This window comes from Aeromonas sp. R3-1, assembly GCF_040908345.1.
Classification (GTDB): Bacteria; Pseudomonadota; Gammaproteobacteria; order Enterobacterales; family Aeromonadaceae; genus Aeromonas; species Aeromonas veronii.
This window is the reverse complement of sequence record NZ_JBFODN010000127.1, coordinates 1-18179: the sequence shown is the minus strand read 5'-3', so window position 1 is coordinate 18179 and position 18179 is coordinate 1. Positions and strand designations below refer to the sequence as shown.

The window sequence follows — 18179 nt, the reverse complement described above, 5'->3', positions numbered from 1 at the left end:
GCGAGTAATCGCGCTGTGTCCGTTTCACACCTTGTCCCATCGGGCTCTCCATTTATTGGGGGGAAAGGTGTAAACCATATTCAGGACGGGACATGACAATAAAAAAAGCCGGCATGAAGCCGGCTTTTGCGTGATGGCTGCCCGTTAGTGGGAAGTGGCGCCAGAGGCACCCAGCCCGGTTTGGGAGCGAACGAACTGCGGCAGGAACTTGGCATGCTCGTCGGCGGCGTTCTGGGAGCTGTCGGTGATGGAGAAGAACCAGATCCCGACGAAGGCCAACCCCATGGAGAAGAGGGCAGGGTATTCGTAGGGGAAGATGGCCTGGGCATGGCCCAGCACTTTCACCCACACGGTCGGGCCCAGGATCATCAGGGTTACGGCGCTCACCAGTCCCAGCCAGCCACCATAGACGGCGCCACGGGTGGTCAGGCGTGACCAGAACATGGAGAGGAACAGTACCGGGAAGTTGCAGCTGGCGGCGATGGAGAAGGCCAGACCCACCATGAAAGCGATGTTCTGCTTCTCGAACAGGATCCCCAGACCAATGGCAACCACACCCAGTACCAGAGTCGTCATCTTGGAGACGCGCAGTTCATCGGTCTCGTTGGCCTTGCCCTTCTTCAACACACTGGCATAGAGGTCATGGGAGACCGCAGAGGCGCCGGCCAGTGTCAATCCGGCGACTACCGCCAGAATGGTGGCAAATGCCACGGCAGAGATGAAGCCGAGGAACAGACTTCCACCCACTGCATCAGCCAGGTGGACGGCTGCCATGTTGGTGCCGCCCAGCAGGGCGCCGGTGGCATCCTTGAAGGCCGGATTGGTGCTCACCAGCAGGATGGCGCCAAAACCGATGATGAAGGTGAGGATGTAGAAGTAGCCGATAAAGCCAGTGGCGTAGAACACCGATTTACGCGCCTCTTTGGCATCGCTCACGGTGAAGAAGCGCATCAGGATATGGGGCAGACCCGCGGTACCGAACATCAATGCCAGACCGAGCGAGATGGCGGAGATGGGGTCGGAGACCAGCCCGCCCGGGCTCATGATGGCGGAGCCTTTCTCGTGCACTTTGACCGCTTCGCTAAACAGGGCGCCGATGTCGAAGTTGACCGATTTCATGACCATGATGGCCATGAAGGACGCCCCAGAGAGCAGCATCACTGCCTTGATGATCTGCACCCAGGTAGTGGCCAGCATGCCGCCAAACAGCACGTAGAGCACCATCAGGATACCGACCAGCACCACGGCCACATGGTATTGCAGGCCAAACAGCAGCTCGATCAGTTTGCCGGCACCGACCATCTGGGCAATCAGGTAGAGGGCGACCACCACCAGCGAACCGCAGGCGGAGAGGGTGCGCACCTCAGTTTGCTTGAGACGGTAGGAGGCGACATCGGCAAAGGTATATTTGCCAAGGTTGCGCAGCCGCTCGGCGATCAGGAACAGAATGATGGGCCAGCCCACCAGAAAACCGATGGAGTAAATCAGGCCATCGTAGCCGGAGGTGTAGACCAGCGCGGAGATCCCGAGGAAGGAGGCGGCGGACATATAGTCACCGGCGATGGCCAGACCATTCTGGAAGCCGGTGATACGGCCACCGGCCGCATAGTAGTCGGAAGCCGAGCGGTTGCGCTTGGAGGCCCAGTAGGTGATGAACAGGGTGGCGGCCACAAAGACCACGAACATCACGATGGCCGATACATTGAGGGGTTGGCGTTGTACTTCGCCGGTCAGCGCATCCGCTGCCAGCAGGGGGGAGGAGGCCAGTGAGGCCAACAGCAGCCACTTGCCTTTCATGCTTTTTGCGCTCATGACTGCACTCCCTTGAGGATCTTCTGATTCAGCTCGTCAAACTCGCCGTTGGCCCGAAACACATAGATGCCGGTCAACACGAAGGAGGAGAGGATCAGTCCTACCCCGACCGGAATGCCACGGGTGACGGTGGTGCTGTCGCTGAGCGGGGTGCCCAGCCAACCGGGGGCAAAGGCGATGAGCAGAATAAACGCCAGGTAGAGTCCCAGCATCAGAGCCGAGAGGGCCCAGGCAAAACGCTGGCGCTTGGCGACCAGCTCCTGGAAGTTGGGATCTTGCTGGATCCTCAGATAGCTTTGCTGTTCCATTGCAGTTCTCCATGACATGAGTGTCAGCGGTGGATGGGGTAACCCCGACGAGCAGGCAATCTGCTCATGTAAGCAAAATGTGAATTAAATGTTATTTCTCGACAATTAGACTTTGGGATAAGTGAGCGGCGAGCCGCAGGTCAGGCGCAGGTAGATGAGCGCGGCCGTGGTGGCATCGGCAAGGGCATCGTGGGCGGGCAGGGATGGCAGTTCAAGGTGGCTACAGATGGCACTCAAGTGGAGGTCAATGGCCGCATCGGGATAGCGGCGATAGAGGTGGTCGTGATAGAGCTGGCTCACCTCGATCCCTCGCTGGGGCAGGGTCAATCCCCACAATTTCTGGCAGGCGAGATTGAGAATGCGCAGGTCGTAGGCGATGTGATAGCCCACCAGTTCACGGGGGCCGATAAAGTCGAGCAGCAGGCGCAGCGCGGCTTCCAGCTCCATCCCCTGTTGCAGATCCTGATGGCGCAGACCGTGGATCACCACAGATTGGCTGGTCAGGCTGGCCGGTGGCTGTACCTTGATGGCGAGGGCCTCGCCGGTCAGCAGCCGGTTGCCCTGAATGCGCACCGCCCCGATGGAGACGATCTCGGCCTGCTCGGGATCGAGACTGGTGGTCTCGAAATCGAGGGCGATCCGTTCATCTTCCAGTGGGGTGGCAAAGAGCGGCGCGAACTCGCCCGTTCGGAACGCACGGCCATACCAGTAGCGTCGAACGCGGCTCAACATGGCTATTGTCTCAGACGAAAGTGCAAGGTGAGCCACTGCTGGAACTTCTTAACCTGATGCAGCGCCTGACGCAACAGATCCCGCTCGCTGTGGCTAAGCTCGCTTGTCTGCACCCGACTATTGCCCCCCTTGAGCTGGCTGCGCAGCCTAAGCCGGATAAAGAGCCGGAACGCCTCTGCCAGATTGCTGCCATAGTCGGCACTGAGCCGATCGGCGGCCACCAGCGCATCGATACGCCCCAGGGTTGAAGTCTCCAGAATGCCTGCCTCAAGGGCCAGCATCCGGATGCCGTGCACCAGCGAGAACAGGCCGCCCCGCTTCAGATCCAGCCCTTCCGGTGGCTGCTCCAGCCTGCCAAAGAGGGTGAGGGGGGCATGAAAAGCTACTGCCGGTCGCACCATCTCCGCCAGCAGATCCCGTCTGTCCGCCAACTGCTCGCGCAGCGCTCTGGCAACCGGCAGATGGAGCTGTCGATCCCCCGCGATGGGGTGAGCATCGGCCAAGGTGGCGAGCCAGAGTAGCTCATCCTCTTTTGCCGTGGTGCAGGCGCTGGCAATAGCGCTTTGCCACTCGCAGCCTGTTTTTACCCAGGCCGGATTGTTCACCATCACCTGCCCGGGGCAGAGGGGGTAGCCGAGGCGCTCCAGCAGGGCGCTGAATTCGGCCAGATCGGCTGTCTGGGTGGGCCATGTCAGCCCCTCTGGCAGGATCAGGGCGTTGTCCTGATCGGTTTTGAGGATCTGCTCGCCGCGCCCCTCCGAGCCCAGCATCAGCAGGCAAACCTTATCCTGCACCTCGGGGGGGATCACCAGCGCAAAGGCTTTGGCGATCAGCTGCTCGTTGATAGTGGCGATGAGCTTCATCAAAAAGGCGGTGTGGATCCCCTGGGCAAACAGGGAGCGGGTCAATTGTTGCTGTTCGCGGGCCACCGCCTCCAGCGCCGGCAGGCTGTCGGCTCGGGCGATACGCAACGTCAGCACGTGGGAGTGGGTAGAGAAGAGCCCCAGCACCTGAGTCAGTTGCAGGATCCCCGCCACCTCATTGCCGCGCCACACCACCAGTCGCTTGATGCGATGGCGGGTCATCAGCAGCAGGGCATCAAACAGATAGCTCTCCAGCGGCAGACCAATCAGGGGCGTGGGGGTCAGCACCGAGAGGGGGGCCGTCAGCGGCAATCCCTTGAGGGTCAGGGCGTGGAGCAAGGTCTTGCGGGTTGCCAGCGTGAGGGAGCCGTCGTGGGCCGGGTAGAGCAGGCAATCGGTTCCCTTGCTCACCATGGCTTCGGTCGCCGCCAGCAGTGACAGCTTGCTGTCGACGATAAGCGGTGCCTGCAGGTGGCCGGGTTCGATGCGGGTCAGGATAAATTCCGCCAGATTCTTCTGACCCAGCTGTTCGCGCTGCTCTTGCTGGCGCTGACGCTCGGCCAGATTGGCGGTGAAGTAGCTGGCAAACTGCGGATCCTGCTCACAGAGCGACAGAAAGGTGTGGCGAGGGATGAGCTGACAGAGGCTATCTTCCAGCGCGGTGAAGCGGTGGCGGCAGCGGCCGTCAAACTGGGCGCGCACATCGAACAGATCATCGACCCCGTAATCACCAAACTGGTGGTGAGGGGCAGACTCTTCCACCGCCCCCTTGATGATGAGATAGAGGCCGGGAGGCTCGTCCCCCTCTTTTAGCAGCAGATCCCCGGCCCGAAAATAGCAGAGCGAGAGGTGACGGGAGAGTCGCTCGCGCGCCTCCTCATCCAGTCGGTCGAACGGTGGTCTGGCAAAATTGAACAGGGTTGACATGACAGCGTCCTCTGCTGGCTTGCGGCACTCATGCAGCTCCCAGTGTGACAAAGGGAGGGGGAGGCGACCAGCCGACTTTAGTCTCAGCTGTACCGCCTGTTCACACTCTGATAACGTGGTGGTATGACCAGTGAGTCAGTTTCAGGGATCAAGGAGAGGATAAGGGAGATGGAAAAACCAAGGATCAAGTGCGAGATCCACGACGGGATTGCCGAAGTGATGTTGACTCGGGGGGATAAACTCAATGCGCTGGATCGCGCCATGTTCAGTGCCATCGATGAGACATTGACGCAACTCGCTCAGCACAAGGGGCTGCGGGCGGTGATCCTGCACGGCGAGGGGCGGGCCTTCTGCGCCGGGCTGGATGTGAAATCCATGCTGAGACAGCCGGTGGCGGCGCTCGATATCCTCAAGCGTGAAGCAGACGAGGCGACCAATCTGGCCCAGCGGGTTGCCTATGGCTGGCATCAGCTGCCTGTGCCGGTGATTGCGGTGACCCAGGGAGTCTGTTTTGGCGGTGGCTTGCAGATTGCGCTCGGGGCCGATTTTCGCTTCAGCACCCCCGATTGCCGCTTCTCGGTGATGGAGATCAAGTGGGGCATCATTCCCGACATGAGTGGCAGCGTCACCATGCGCAACCTGATGGGAGTGGATACCGCCATGGAGCTGGCCATGAGCGGGCGCGAGCTGGATGCCGTCGAAGCCAAAGCTCTCGGGATGGTGAGTCGGGTCTGCGCCGATCCGCTGGTGGAGGCACGAGAGTTTGCCCGCACCCTTATCACCAAGTCGCCGGATGCACTGGCGGGGATCAAGCAGCTTTACAGCCAGGCCTGGGCCCGCAGCGATGAGGCGATGCTCAAAGAGGAAACTCGGCTGCAAAAGCAGATCCTGGGACGACCCAATCAGTGGCGGGCTACCCTTAACAGCCTGTTTCGCTGGCGGCTGCCCTTCGGGCCTCGCCGCAATGCGCTTTGAGCTGGGTATTAGCCATGGCTGCCTTGGTGCCGAAGTAGTCGACGGTTAATTCAGTTTTCATGCTCACTTCAATGTTCTGCTTGCTGAACGGGGTTCAAATGACTTAATCTTACGTGAAGTTAAATAGTCTGGACTTTTGGGTTAAGCACTTTAGGCTGAAAATTGTTTAGATTACTGAACTATGAAAAGTGAACGCATTAGAGAACTCAGGAAAAAACATGGACTTACCCAGCAAAAGCTGGGTGAACTCATTGGTGTAAAAAAGTCATCCATTTCTCAGTGGGAGAACGATGAGCACTCTCCCAGTGGCGACAACTTGGCCCAGTTATCCAAGGTGTTTGGAGTGTCCGCACATTGGCTTGCTACGGGGAAGGGCTCCCCTGAGCTTTTGAACGTGGAACCTGCAGTGATCCCGCAAGGTAACAGGGTTCCGATCCTCAGTTATGTCCAGGCCGGTAACTGGCGCGAGATGTGCGAGCAGGCAACCACCTTCGATGGCAATGTCGAATATGTATCGGCCGGGGGAGAGATAGGCCCTTACGGCTTTGGCCTGTGGTTGCGCGGTGATTCCATGTTGCCGCAGTTCAAAGAAGGGGATCTCATCATCGTTGATCCTGATGAGTCACCCCAGCCAGGGGATTACGTCGTGGCCAAGAACGGCAGCGACGAGGCCACATTCAAAAAGTACCGGCCCCGCGGCATAGACGAGAGCGGCCTAGAGGTGTTTGAACTGGTTCCCCTCAATGACGATTATCCCACCATGCACTCCGACCGGCAGCACATCCAGATCATCGGTGTGATGGTAGAACACAGATCTTATAGAAAAAGACAAACAGGGCGCTAATGCGCTCTGTTTTTGTATCCGTTGCCAGCTTAGAGCCACGCCAAGACGAAAATAACATTGGACGACATGCTTGAGCGGTAGAGACGTTTTAGGGAGAAAACATGCCAGAGTTCAATGATGTGCCAATGTCATTTGGTTACAAGCGTAATAAACAAAAAGCGTTGATCAGCCTCCACGGTATCTTGAGCGGTCTAACTGCCGACCAACGCCTTAATGGCACTGAAATACTCTTTATGGCCACTTGGTTGAAATCGGATTCCGAGTTCAAAAAAGATGGCGATTTCCTCGATATTCAAGATCTCATCCATGACGTTCTCGAAGACGGTGTCATCACGTCAGATGAAAAAGAAGACCTGCTGAGCCTGCTCAATGATGTGTTGCAATATAACGAAATTGAGCACGACAACATGGATGCGTTAGTCAACATGTTGCTTGGTTTTCTACAAGGCATCAGTGCCGATAGCAATATCGTAGAACAAGAAGTGATGGCACTTAGCTCGTTACTGCTCAAGCATCGTGACTTGCTGGCCTCATGGCCGGGTAGCCTGCTATTCAATCGCCTCAACGATATTCTGGCAGATGGCAAGATTTCTGACGAGGAGCGTGAAGACCTGCTGGAGTTGGTCAAACAGATCTCTGGTCAGCGCTTTACTGAATCTGGCCTCGCAGCGGGAATGGCCACAGAGTATTTTGCCGACGGCAATGTGATGAGCATCCAAGGCAAAACAGTCTGCTTTACTGGTAAGTTCCTTTCCGATACCCGCCACAATCTGGAACAACAAGCCAAATTACTAGGTGCAGAACCAGCGAAAGCGATTACCAAAAAGGTAAATGTGCTGATAGTTGGGAGTCTTGCTAGCCGAGATTGGATGTTTACCAGCCACGGACGCAAGATAGAAGCTGCAATTAAAGCGAAGGAAGAAGGACAGGATATCCAGATCATCAATGAAGAAGATTGGATTCGGATTGCATCAGAGCCTCTTTAAATAATTTATAGAAAATTTTTTAATAAAAATCTGCGTTGCAATTAAATAAGGTGAGAAAAATGGCAGAGCAATGTGAGTGTAAAAATAGAAAAAAATGAGTACTCGGGAGTGGGTAATGGTATGTGTGCTCATAGTCCTGATTCAACTGCTTCTGCATTATTGGACTACTGAGTCGATGAATAGTGGTGAAGTTTTGGCATATGTATCATTTGCGGGAACAATAGTTTCAATAATATTGGCTGTTTTGGCAATCATATATTCATTTGTTCAGACCCAATCACAACAAGCAACCTCTGAATCTATATCAAGAGAGATTTTTAGATTGACAGATATCACAACCCACATAGATGCAACCTCAAAAGATGTGACGCATGTGGTTACTCAACTTCCTATAGTTTTAGAAAAATTTTCTTCTCTCCCTGATATAGTGTCTGGTGAAGTGAAAAGTATGATGTCAGATATTAGTTTGTCTAACAAAACCCTGCATGAAAAGACAGATTTATTGAAATCTGAAATAATGGGTAAATTAGAGCGCGTTAATGAGGTGTCACCAGAAACAAAAATTCTTACTCATGATGAAGATTTGCCTTATTTTACTAAAATAATATATGATGTTCCTGCATTTGTATTGGCTAGTTATCTTTTGTTCACTAAAAGTAACCATGTTGAGCTAAGTGAGAGAGCCTTTGAAACGTTACCTGCTGAACATGCAAACACAATCGTGTATTTATTATATAAGGCTGATGCAATGAATGAGTCATATTATATGTTAAGTGCTTTAAAGAAATATGAAACAGGCGGCTATATATTTAATGATGATGAAAAAAGAAAGGAAATTACTGGGATGGTAAAGAAATTATATTGCGTATACGCGGATAGGCTTGAGTCTATTGTTAACGTGAACCACTTTGATGAACAAGTAGTCAAATACTTACTGAGTTTATTCAAAGAAGCTGGCTATAATGCTAAGAATGTTAAAGTTGAATGGGGTATCGAATGAGTTTATGTTGAGTTCGCTATCATATAAAATTTATTTGAAATGTAAATGTACGCCCCATTAAAATAAGTGATCCCCTAAGTTATTTATATATGGTAGTTACCTTGTTAAAGGAAGAGTCAATAAGAAGATGGCTCTTCCATTTGATTCTTCAATTTTTTAACTTTCCCACCAAAACTTCGATAATATGCAACTCCTCCAAATATTATAATGTATGCAGGTATTCGAGTTGAACAATGATTTTTCGAATTGAGCGCTGTGTAAAATCACTGTTTCCTGATGGAGGTCGGATTAGATCGGGAGGGCATGGTTGGGAGCTGTGTCGATGTGTGAGTCGTAAGGCACGTTGAGAGCCTTCCAGTATAAGGAGGAACGATGAGCATCAAGTCCACGCCTGAGGGATACCTAGTTGATATCCGTCCGCAGGGGAGGGAAGGGAAGCGGATCCGCAAGCGCTTCAAGACCAAGTCCGAGGCGCAGCAGTTTGAGCGCTGGGTGATCGCCACCGAGCACAACAAAGAGTGGGTGGAGCGCCCGGCAGATAACCGGACGCTCTCCGAGCTTATCGAACTCTGGTGGCGCTACCACGGCCAGACTCTGAAGTCGGGAGTAAATGCCATTACCCGATTGCGCAAATTGGATGCCGCGTTGGGCTATCCGCAGGCTCGGCAAATAAACCGCCTGCTGGCAGCACTGACAGGTGACAACCAGAAGGTGGTCAAGTTGTGTCTGGCTACAGGGGCCCGCTGGAGCGAGGCGACTGGGCTGCGACGGGATGATGTGATTGCCAGCCGGGTGACCTACATCAACACCAAGAACGGCAAGAACAGGACTGTACCCATCTCGGCCGCCTTGGCGAAAGAGATCACCCTGGGTATTCATCGTGGCCTCTTATTCAAAGACGTTGACTATCTGCTGGTGCGTGATGTGATCAAGCAAGTTGCACCAGATCTACCTGCAGGGCAGGCGGTTCATGTGCTGCGCCATACGTTCGCTTCTCACTTCATGATGGCGGGTGGCAATATCCTGGCACTGCAAAAAATTCTGGGGCATCAGAACATTCATCAGACCATGACTTATGCCCACTTTGCACCGGATTATCTGAATGATGCGGTCCGCTTCAACCCGCTAGAAAACCATCTTCAACCAGCTTGATCTTCCCTGAGAATGGGCGTGGAAAAGTGTCCACATTTTGCCAATTTTGGTGTCTTTTCACGTCCCAAAGTGTCCCCTTGTGTGGCACTCAACTCCTTGATTTTTATGTAATACATTGAAGTTAAAGAAATAAAGATGGCAGCCGAGGCTGCCATTTTTATTGATGTCTTATGTCGTTCTGGTTCAGGAGGTCTTGCGATCCTGATCCGGCTCGAACTGATGGCCCGATTTCTCCCGCTCCAGGTTCTCTTCGGAGCGTTTGCCCACCCAGTAATCGGCGTTCTTGATGCCGAGCTTCTCCGGGTGGAATACGGGGTCAATACCTTGTGCCTGCTGCGCTTCATAATCCTTCAGACAGGTGAAGGCGGTCTTTTGCAGCAGCAGGATGGCGATGATGTTGAGCCATGCCATCAGGCCAACCCCGATATCACCCATGCCCCACGCCAGATCTGCAGTCTTGACGGTGCCGTAGACAGTGGCAGCCATCAGCGCAATCTTCAGCAAGAAGGTGAGCCAGGGGCGATTTATCTTGCGGTTGATGTAGGCGATGTTGGTTTCGGCGATGTAGTAGTAGGCAACGATGGTGGTGAACGCGAAGAAGAACAGCGCGATGGCCACGAAAATGCTGCCAAAGCCCGGCATCATGCTCTCCATGGCGGTCTGCACGTAGCCCGGGCCTGCTGCGATACCGGCAATACCCGTGTAGATGGCAGCGCCGTCCGGCCCTTGTACGTTATAGAGGCCGGTGATCAGCAGCATAAAGCCGGTGGCGGAGCAGACGAACAGGGTGTCGATATAGACGGAGAACGCCTGCACCAGACCCTGTTTGGCCGGGTGGCTCACTGCCGCCGCAGAGGAGGCGTGCGGTCCGGTACCCTGACCCGCTTCGTTGGAGTAGACCCCGCGTTTTACCCCCCACATGATGGCCAGACCCAGAATGGCACCGAAACCGGCATCCAGACCGAAGGCGCTCTTCCAGATCAGCAGGATCACGCCCGGCAGCTGGCCGATATTGAGGGCGATGATGACGCAAGCCACGATGATGTAGCCCAGCGCCATAAAGGGCACCACGGTACTGGCGAAGCTGGCGATACGCTTGACGCCGCCGAAGATAATAAAGCCGAGCAGCAGCGCCAGACCGGCGGCGGTGACGTTCGGATCAATATTAAAGGCGGTCTGCAGGCTGGAGCCGATGGAGTTGGCTTGCACCCCCGGCAGCAGCACGCCGCAGGCGAAGACGGTAGCGATGGCGAAGGTCCAGGCGTACCACTTCATGCCAAGCCCTTTCTCGATGTAGAAGGCCGGGCCGCCGCGGTATTCGCCGTTGATCTTCTCTTTGTAAACCTGACCCAGGGTGGACTCCACGAAAGCAGAGCTGGCGCCGAGGAAGGCGACCATCCACATCCAGAACAGGGCGCCCGGGCCACCGAAGGTGATGGCGGTGGCCACACCGGCGATGTTACCGGTACCCACACGACCGGCCAGGGTCATGGCCAGCGCCTGGAAGGAGGAGACACCGGCATCGGTGCTCTTGCCATCAAACATCAGGCGCACCATCTCTTTGATATGACGCAGTTGCAAAAAACGGGTGCGCAGGGAGAAGTAAAGACCGACCCCCAGACACAGGTAGATGAGCGCAGGGCTCCAGATTACACCATTGATGGCATTGACGATTTCATTCATGTACAACAACTCCTTTGTTGTGTTTGTGGCGCTGTCTTGGCGAGATCTTGGCCTCGCTCTCTGTCACTGTTTTCGGCCCTGTTTGTTAACAATCCAGTTAACAAATGAGCGCGAGGTTGAGGGGTTAAGCAGAGCGCAAACACGCGCCATGCATGGCTTGTAACATATCGAGTTGTATCGGTGCTTCCCAGCGAAAAATGTTGCCTTGTTGCAAATTTGTGAATTGACAAGGGTGGGGGGATAATGGCAGGCAGCGTTTTCTATGAGTAAAGATGAGATCCTCCTTGTTGATCTGCGCCGGACAATGTGACGGGCGTAACACAATGGAAAGCAAACATGAGGCCAACAATGAAAAATGACCCTGAGACGTTGACGATCCGTCCCCCTGAGGCCGACGACGGGAGTGCCATCGCCCACCTGTTCAGCCAATTGGGGTATCCTGCCGAAGGCGCTGACGTGACGGCGCGCCTGTTGGCGCTGGATCCCGCGAGCGTTGTGCTGCTCGCCTCCCAGGGCGACAAGGTGGTCGGCGTGCTGGTGTGGCACAAGCTGGCACCGCTGCATGTTGCACCAGCTTGGGGCCTGATCTCGGCGCTGGTTGTCGATGAAGGGGCAAGAGGGGCGGGAGTGGGCGCAGCCTTGCTCAAAGGAGCAGAAGCGATGGCGCGGGCCGCAGGTTGCGCCCAGCTGGAGCTTTCCAGCAGTCTCAAGCGCGAGGCGGCCCACCGTTTTTATCTGGCGCAGGATTATCAGGAGCGGCCGAAACGGTTCGTCAAACTGCTGTGACCTGTTGTTTGCATCAAAAGAAGGAGTAGGCGTGCTGGGATGGTTCAAATGGCTGGGTGGTCGCCCGCAAACGCCCATGAGTGAGGATGAGTTGGCACTGTGGCGTCAAGCGCTGGCGGCAGTGCCCATCTTGCAAGGGCTCAGCGACACCGAGCAGACGACGCTTATCGGGTTGGGGCAACAGCTACTCAAGCGCAAGACCCTGACCCTGATCGGGGTCGAGCTCAGCCGCCGTCAACAGGCGGTGCTGGCGCTGCAGGCGGCGTTGCCCATCTTGCACCTTGGCCTTGACTGGTATCGCGGCTTTCACGAAATCATCATCATTCCCGAACCCGTCACCCGGCGTCAGGAGGTGCAGGATGAGTTCGGTCTGGTGAGCGAGTTTGAAGAGGAGAACGCAGGTGAATCCTGGCCGCAAGGGCCGCTGGTGCTGGCCTGGAGCGAACTGCAGCAAGATGGCGACTGGGACGGCTTTAATCTGGTGATCCACGAGCTGGCCCACAAGCTCGACATGCTGGGTGGTGAGGCGGATGGAGCACCGCCGTTGCCGGGGCAGATGAGCAGCCAGCTCTGGCAACAGGCATTTCAGAGCGCCTTCGATGCGCTGTGCCAGCAGCTTGATCGGGACGAAGTGACCGATATCGATCCCTATGCCGCCGAACATCCCGCCGAGTTTTTTGCCGTCAGCTGCGAGTGTTTCTTTACCGATCCGCTGCGGCTGCAGCAGGTCTATCCCGCGGTATACCGGCAACTGAGCCAGTTCTTTAGCCAGGATCCCGCGCAGCGTTTTCCCGCGACCCGCTTGCTGGCGGGGGAGGTGGACGCCAAGTCACTGAGCTGATAACCGATCTGTTGAACGGTTATTCGAGATAGCAAAAAGGCACCCGAGGGTGCCTTTTTCACAATCTGAGTGGCTTGCCTATCAGGCAGCGGCTTTCAGCTGTACTGCGGCGGCTTTCTTGTGATCGCCGATCGGCATTACGGTGCGGCCGAACTGCTCGTTGATCACGGTGGCCATGGCCAGGTAGATGGCGCTGGCGCCACAGATGATGCCTTCGAAACCGGCGATGGTACCGATCAGGGTGCTGCCGGTGAAGTCACGGGCGGCCAGCAGGAAGAACAGCACGGTCAGGGAGGCGAATACGAACTGCTTGGCGCGCGGGTAGTTGATGGTGCCAACCAGCATGAACAGGGTGAACATGCCCCACATCAGCAGATACCAGCCCATGTAGGCGTGCGGAGTGGCTTCGGCCAGACCCATGGTCGGCATGATCAGCAAGAACACCAGGCTCAGCCAGAACAGGCCGTAGGAGGTGAACGCGGTCACACCGAAGGTGTTGCCACGCTTGTACTCCATGATGCCAGCGATGATCTGGGCGATGCCGCCGTAGCACAGGCCCATGGCCAGGATCATGGCGCTGATGGGGAAGAAACCTGCGTTATGGATGTTCAGCAGGATGGTGGTCATACCGAAACCCATCAGACCCAGAGGGGCAGGGTTGGCCAATTTTTCGCTCACGTGGCGTTCTCCAAAAATAGAGGTGGGGGTTAACAAAAGACGCGCGATTTTAGGCAGGCTGTGGCGCGCCCGCAAGGGGGCAAGGGGGATAAATCGTAAAAAAACCACGTGATTATTTGCATCAGAGGCCAAATGCTCACCAAGACAGGCTGTTTGGTGAGCAAAAGGTGTCAAAATAGTTGAGGGGTTGTATTTTTATTACGCATTTGCGCAGTGCGGCGGCCTTACTGATCCAGTGTCAGGATCACTTTGGCTTCCTTGTCTTCTTCTTTTACCTGGCTGTCGAGCACGAACAGCCGCTCCGGGGCGATCCCCTGGCTGTCGACCAGAAACTCCTTGGTATTTTGCGCCCGGCGCATGGCGAGATTGCGCAGGGATTTGGCGGTGATGAACTGCTGATCCCGCAGCAGGATCACCGCCTGGGCCCGCAGTGCCGCGCTCTCTTCATCCAGATGGAGCCGATCGGCCAGATCATCCAGATCTTCGCCAAAGCGCTCTTCATAGGCCTGGGCCAGCGCCTCTTGCAGGGCGGGGTCCTGTTCCAGCAGGTCGAGATCCGCCTGATTGCCGGTGAGCTTGGCCAGTACCCGCTCCAGCTTTTGCCGTTGCAGGATGGGGCGCTCCTCGTTGAAGTTGACCTTGCCGCGAATGTTCATGCTGAGCTTGGGTCTATCCTTGAGGGCCTGCGCCAGCTTGACCAGTTTCTCCTGCTGGGTGGGGGTGAGATCGGGCTCCCCCGGCAGGAAGGGAAGTTCGTCGAGATCTTCGGTGCTATCGGCCAGCGAGGCGAGCAGGGAGAAGGGGGAGGTGATCGCCTTGCTCAGTGTGTTGCCCAGCACATCCCAGAAGATATTGCCGATGCTGAAGTCCGGTTGATCGAGATCCCCCTTCACCTTGAGGTTCATCTGTATCACCCCGTTGGCATCGCTCAGCAGGGCGATGGCCAGCCCCAGCGGCAGATCCTTGGCCTGATCGCTCTTGATCTTCTCGCCCAGTTGCAGCTTCTTGATGGTGATGTCGTTATCCCCCTCCAGCCGGTTGCCCTCCAGCTTGTAGTGCAGCTTCATGGAGAGCTGCCCCTTGTCGATGGCATAACCGGCATAGGTGCCCGAATAGGGGGTAAAGGTGGTGAGCTCCAGATTGTGGAAAGCGACCGCGATGTCGAGGATCGGGTTGGCCACCAGCAGGTTGGTACCGCCGCGAATGGTCACTGGCGCATAGCGATCCACCTTGCCGTTGAAGGCGAGATCGGAGCGTTGCCCCGGAATATTGCTGATATGGCGGCTCTGGCCGCCCAGCGAGGCGATATCGGCCACAAAATCTTGGCTCAGGCTGCGATCGGCAAAGCGCAGGTTGCCCTGCTCGGTGCGCAGCTGATCGATGGTGAAACGAAAGTCGGGAGCCTTGCTGCCAGCCGTCGCGTGAGGGTTGTTGGTTGCCGCCGGTTGTGGCAACAGCAGCTGTTGCAGGTTGGTGGTGCCATCTTCGTTGATCTCGATGCGGGCGAAGGGCTTGTTCAGGGCAATGTCCTTGATCCGCATCTGCTGGCTGATGCCGTCGTACGTCAGACCGGTGAGAGCTAGGGTGTTGAACTCCAGCAGCCGCTGATTGTCTGCCCGATCGACCACCTTGAGCCCGTTGACATCGAGCCCCCCCTGCAGGGTCAGCTTGCTCAGATCTCCCTGGGCGGTGGTGGCGAGATCAAGTCTGGTCTTGCTGCTCAGCAGCCCGTTTTGCACCTTGATGCGTACCAGATCGGCCAGATAGGGCTGTGCCAGCGTCAGGGGGAGCCCCTGCTGGTTGATGTCGCCGCTTAAGGTGAAAGGAGTCAGGGTCAGTTGGCCATCAAAGGTGAGGGGGCTGTTCTGGTTGAACTGGGTGGCCAGAGTCAGATTGCTCGGTTGCTCCCCCTTGCTGCCCAGCGGCCCCAGCGCCAGCTTGAGGCCGGAGAGCTGGCGTGCCTGCGGTTTGCCGCTGCTCGATTCGGTGAGAGTGAGATCGCCCTTGTCGATAAGGATCTGCTTGATCTGCCACTGCCAGGGTTTGTCTGGCGCATGTTTCTTGCCGTTACCGGCTGTCTTTGCTTGTTGTGCCGACTTGGGCGCCGCATTGTTGGCCACCTCGTTTGCGACGTGGGCCCCTTTGACGGGCTTGGCGGGGGCCTGTTCAATCAGCAAGTCAGCCAGATCCAGCTCCTGCTGTGCGTTGAGGGTGGCCTTGAGCAGGGGTTGTTGCAGAGTGACCTTGCCGATCTGGAGCGACTGTTTCTGGCCATCGACTGCCAGCTCGCTAAGGGCCAACTGGCCGAAGCGGGCAAATTCGTCGCCCTGGTGTTTTTTAAGCTGCCAGTTGTCCAGCGTCAGCTTGCCTTTGGACAATTGCCACAGTACCCCTTGCTTGCCCTCTTTAAGCTGGTACTCCAGCTCTGCATTGGCGTGGCCTTTGGCCAGATCCAGCTTGAGATAGGGTGCCCAGAGCGGGGCGAAGGGTTTCAGGTCGACCTGTTTGAGGCTCGCTTTGCCCTGACCCATGCCGCTCATCACATCGAGTTTGCCATCAGCGGCGAGGCTGCTTTTGCCGTTGATGGCGGCGCTCAGCTGATAGGCGGTCGGATGGTTTGCCTCGGTACGCAGGTTATCGAGCTTGAGGGTCACTTTTTCCAGATTGAGGGGCGGCAACCAGCCGGGTTCGCTCTCCTTGCGTTGATCCTGATAGCGCACATGGCCGTCAGTGACATTGACACTGGCAATATCGACCAATAGCGGGGCACTGGCTGGTTCGGGCTCGGGGGAGGGCGCAGGGGCGAGCAGGGTCGCCAGCGCATCGGTCAGATTGAGTCGAACCTCCCCTTTTTTGTCTGCCAGCCGTTGCAGCAGCACCACGGGTTTGGTCAGGGTGACGGTGGAAAGCACGACCCCTTTCTGCTGCCAGCTGGCTTGCAGGTTTGGGGTGATAAAAAGCTGCTCAAAACCGATGATGGGCTGCTGTTTGGCATCGAGCAGGGCGGTCGCGCCGAGGGTGAGAGAAGGGTTGCGCAGCCCTACGTCAATCTCCCCCAGCGTCAGTTGCAGACCATAGTGCTCAGCCAGCCAGCCGGGCAGATAGCGCTGGACCAGACGGGGGGTTTGCCACAGCAGCAGGGTCATCAGGATAAGAAGCAGCAGGAAAGCGTAGGCAAGGTAGCGCAGCAAGCGGAGCTTGGGGGACGCGGGCTCGGTGGTGTTCATTTGGTGCACTCCCATTTGGTTCCCGCCATGGTACAGAAAAGCTGGATAGTAATCATGGGGTTGCGTGCTGTTGTACGCCGTACTTTGTCCAAAGGCGATCCAGTTCACCCTTTTGTTGCAGCGCTGCCAGCCACTGTTCCAGCTGGGCAGGGGTAATGGGGGCCTCAGGGTGAAGGATGGCGCGGTGTTGATACTGTTGATCCCATTTTTGCGAGATCAGCAGCTGGTCGGCGGTGTCGGGGTGGGCCAGCAGATACTGGTTAAGGTAGGAAACGTTGAGAATGGCTACTTCACCACGCCCTTTGAGTAGCGCTTGCAGGGCACTGACGTTGTCTTTGACCAGGGTGATATTGAGCTTGCGCTGCAGGTAGAGGGGATCAGCATTGAACTGGCCGACGCCGTAGTGGTAGCCGGTCACCCCGATAAGATGATGCCGAGAGGGGTCATCGAAAAAGCGCTGATCCCGGCCCGTTTTGTTCAGGGCCACATAGACCTCACCACCACCGAGAAAGGGGGCTGTCATCTTGAATTTATCTGTGTCCCAGCCCCACTTGCTGTCTTCAAACAGCATCAGCGAGAAACGGCCCAGATCGAGCGCCTTGTAACGGTTGGCGGCCGAGGTGGGAACAAACACGAATCTTACCTCTTGCTGGATCTCGTTTAGCTTGGCGATGAGGTCCAGCGTCAGCCCTTCATAGCGGGAATCGGAGAGTTTGACCACAAAGGGGGCATAGGGGTATCCGCCAACCTTGATGAGGGGATGGCTCCAGCCAGAGAGGCTGAACAAGAGCAAAAACCAGCACCAATATCTCATGGGATCCCCAAGGCAATAGCTTGCTCCCAGATTCGGTTAATCTGCGCCAGTTTTCAAGCTGTTAAGGGAATTAACACAGCGCTGCTCGGCGGCTTCCAGCTCGGCCATCACCATCTGGATATCCTCCAGTTGTTGGCGCAGCACGCCGCGTTTTGTCTCGATCAGCTGGATCATGGAGTGGAGCTGGGTTTTGCTCGATTTGTCGGTGTCGTACATATCGAACAGCTCGCGGATCTCGGCCAGGCTAAACCCCAGCCGTTTGCCGCGCAGAGTCAACTTGAGCCGGATCTTGTCCCGATGGCTGTAGATGCGGGTTTGCCCCTCCCGCAGCGGGGTGAGCAGCCCCTCATCCTCGTAGTAGCGGATGGTGCGCGGCGTGACATCGAACTCGTGGGCCAGCTCCGAAATGCTGTAGGTGATCTCCTTGCCGGGCAGGGAACGGGACATGGTCATGACTCCTGTTGCTGGGCGTTTGGTTGGCAGAGGCGGGCACGCAGTCGCTCGGCATTGGCGTGCAGGGCCTGACCGACCCGCGAGCCGTTGGGGCGAGC

General features: G+C 56.3%; 16 protein-coding genes and 1 pseudogene. 7 read left to right on the top strand and 10 right to left on the bottom strand.

All coding sequences use genetic code 11. The annotated features are described in order from the left end of the window. Nucleotides 1-144: 144 nt before the first annotated feature. From AB5Y85_RS07700 to AB5Y85_RS07685, 4 genes are all read right to left on the bottom strand, one after another. Entirely contained in the window at nucleotides 145-1797 is a 1653-nt protein-coding gene (locus AB5Y85_RS07700; RefSeq protein ID WP_307772320.1) for a cation acetate symporter, read from the bottom strand. An 11-nt stretch (nucleotides 1798-1808) separates the two neighbouring features. After that, nucleotides 1809-2120 carry a DUF485 domain-containing protein gene (locus AB5Y85_RS07695; protein ID WP_005336970.1) on the bottom strand — a complete coding sequence of 104 codons (312 nt, stop codon included), beginning with the start codon at nucleotides 2118-2120 and terminating at the stop codon, nucleotides 1809-1811. A 105-nt stretch (nucleotides 2121-2225) separates the two neighbouring features. Further along, entirely contained in the window at nucleotides 2226-2852 is a 627-nt protein-coding gene (locus AB5Y85_RS07690) for a 3'-5' exonuclease (protein ID WP_236353060.1), read from the bottom strand. A 2-nt stretch (nucleotides 2853-2854) separates the two neighbouring features. Beyond that, nucleotides 2855-4642 (bottom strand): putative nucleotidyltransferase substrate binding domain-containing protein, encoded by a 1788-nt coding sequence (locus AB5Y85_RS07685; RefSeq protein ID WP_257687734.1) that lies wholly within the window; start codon nucleotides 4640-4642, stop codon nucleotides 2855-2857. Between the two features lie 168 nt (nucleotides 4643-4810). On the opposite strand from AB5Y85_RS07685, the gene AB5Y85_RS07680 reads away from it, so the two are divergent. The 5 genes from AB5Y85_RS07680 (at nucleotide 4811) to AB5Y85_RS07660 (ending at nucleotide 9599) form a co-directional block, all read left to right on the top strand. Beyond that, nucleotides 4811-5617, top strand: a complete 807-nt coding sequence (locus tag AB5Y85_RS07680) for a crotonase/enoyl-CoA hydratase family protein (protein WP_257687735.1) — start codon at nucleotides 4811-4813, stop codon at nucleotides 5615-5617. Between the two features lie 181 nt (nucleotides 5618-5798). After that, nucleotides 5799-6461 carry a LexA family transcriptional regulator gene (locus AB5Y85_RS07675; RefSeq protein WP_257687736.1) on the top strand — a complete coding sequence of 221 codons (663 nt, stop codon included), beginning with the start codon at nucleotides 5799-5801 and terminating at the stop codon, nucleotides 6459-6461. A gap of 101 nt (nucleotides 6462-6562) precedes the next feature. Beyond that, the gene (locus AB5Y85_RS07670; RefSeq protein WP_257687737.1) at nucleotides 6563-7447 is read left to right on the top strand and encodes a BRCT domain-containing protein; all 885 of its coding nucleotides are present in this window, start codon (nucleotides 6563-6565) and stop codon (nucleotides 7445-7447) included. Nucleotides 7448-7622: 175 nt separating this feature from the next. Continuing rightward, nucleotides 7623-8447, top strand: coding sequence for a hypothetical protein (locus AB5Y85_RS07665; RefSeq protein ID WP_257687738.1), 825 nt, complete (start codon nucleotides 7623-7625; stop codon nucleotides 8445-8447). Between the two features lie 372 nt (nucleotides 8448-8819). After that, complete coding sequence (locus AB5Y85_RS07660; RefSeq protein WP_257687739.1) at nucleotides 8820-9599, top strand: tyrosine-type recombinase/integrase; 780 nt, start codon at nucleotides 8820-8822, stop codon at nucleotides 9597-9599. 183 nt (nucleotides 9600-9782) lie between these two features. Here the strand turns inward: AB5Y85_RS07660 and AB5Y85_RS07655 are convergent, their stop codons facing one another. Continuing rightward, nucleotides 9783-11282 carry a sodium:alanine symporter family protein gene (locus tag AB5Y85_RS07655; RefSeq protein ID WP_005360093.1) on the bottom strand — a complete coding sequence of 500 codons (1500 nt, stop codon included), beginning with the start codon at nucleotides 11280-11282 and terminating at the stop codon, nucleotides 9783-9785. Between the two features lie 348 nt (nucleotides 11283-11630). On the opposite strand from AB5Y85_RS07655, the gene AB5Y85_RS07650 reads away from it, so the two are divergent. Beyond that, a complete protein-coding gene (locus tag AB5Y85_RS07650) occupies nucleotides 11631-12068 on the top strand; it encodes a GNAT family N-acetyltransferase (protein ID WP_257687740.1) in 438 nt (145 codons plus the stop codon). Nucleotides 12069-12144: 76 nt separating this feature from the next. Then, entirely contained in the window at nucleotides 12145-12909 is a 765-nt protein-coding gene (locus tag AB5Y85_RS07645) for a zinc-dependent peptidase (RefSeq protein ID WP_257687749.1), read from the top strand. Between the two features lie 81 nt (nucleotides 12910-12990). Here AB5Y85_RS07645 and AB5Y85_RS07640 read toward each other — a convergent pair whose 3' ends face one another. The 5 genes and pseudogenes from AB5Y85_RS07640 to AB5Y85_RS07620 all read right to left on the bottom strand — a co-directional run. Continuing rightward, nucleotides 12991-13587 carry a GPR1/FUN34/YaaH family transporter gene (locus AB5Y85_RS07640; protein ID WP_005336948.1) on the bottom strand — a complete coding sequence of 199 codons (597 nt, stop codon included), beginning with the start codon at nucleotides 13585-13587 and terminating at the stop codon, nucleotides 12991-12993. A 224-nt stretch (nucleotides 13588-13811) separates the two neighbouring features. Beyond that, nucleotides 13812-16814: a DUF748 domain-containing protein gene (locus tag AB5Y85_RS07635; RefSeq protein ID WP_368221307.1), complete on the bottom strand. Its 3003-nt coding sequence runs from the start codon at nucleotides 16812-16814 to the stop codon at nucleotides 13812-13814. Between the two features lie 52 nt (nucleotides 16815-16866). Next, on the bottom strand, nucleotides 16867-17628 hold the full coding sequence (locus tag AB5Y85_RS07630) for an ABC transporter substrate-binding protein (protein WP_202002449.1): 762 nt from the start codon (nucleotides 17626-17628) through the stop codon (nucleotides 16867-16869). Between the two features lie 36 nt (nucleotides 17629-17664). Continuing rightward, nucleotides 17665-18075 carry a MerR family DNA-binding transcriptional regulator gene (locus AB5Y85_RS07625; RefSeq protein ID WP_031227613.1) on the bottom strand — a complete coding sequence of 137 codons (411 nt, stop codon included), beginning with the start codon at nucleotides 18073-18075 and terminating at the stop codon, nucleotides 17665-17667. Between the two features lie 2 nt (nucleotides 18076-18077). After that, nucleotides 18078-18179 (bottom strand): annotated as a pseudogene (locus AB5Y85_RS07620) (hydroxymethylglutaryl-CoA lyase); the annotation flags it as partial.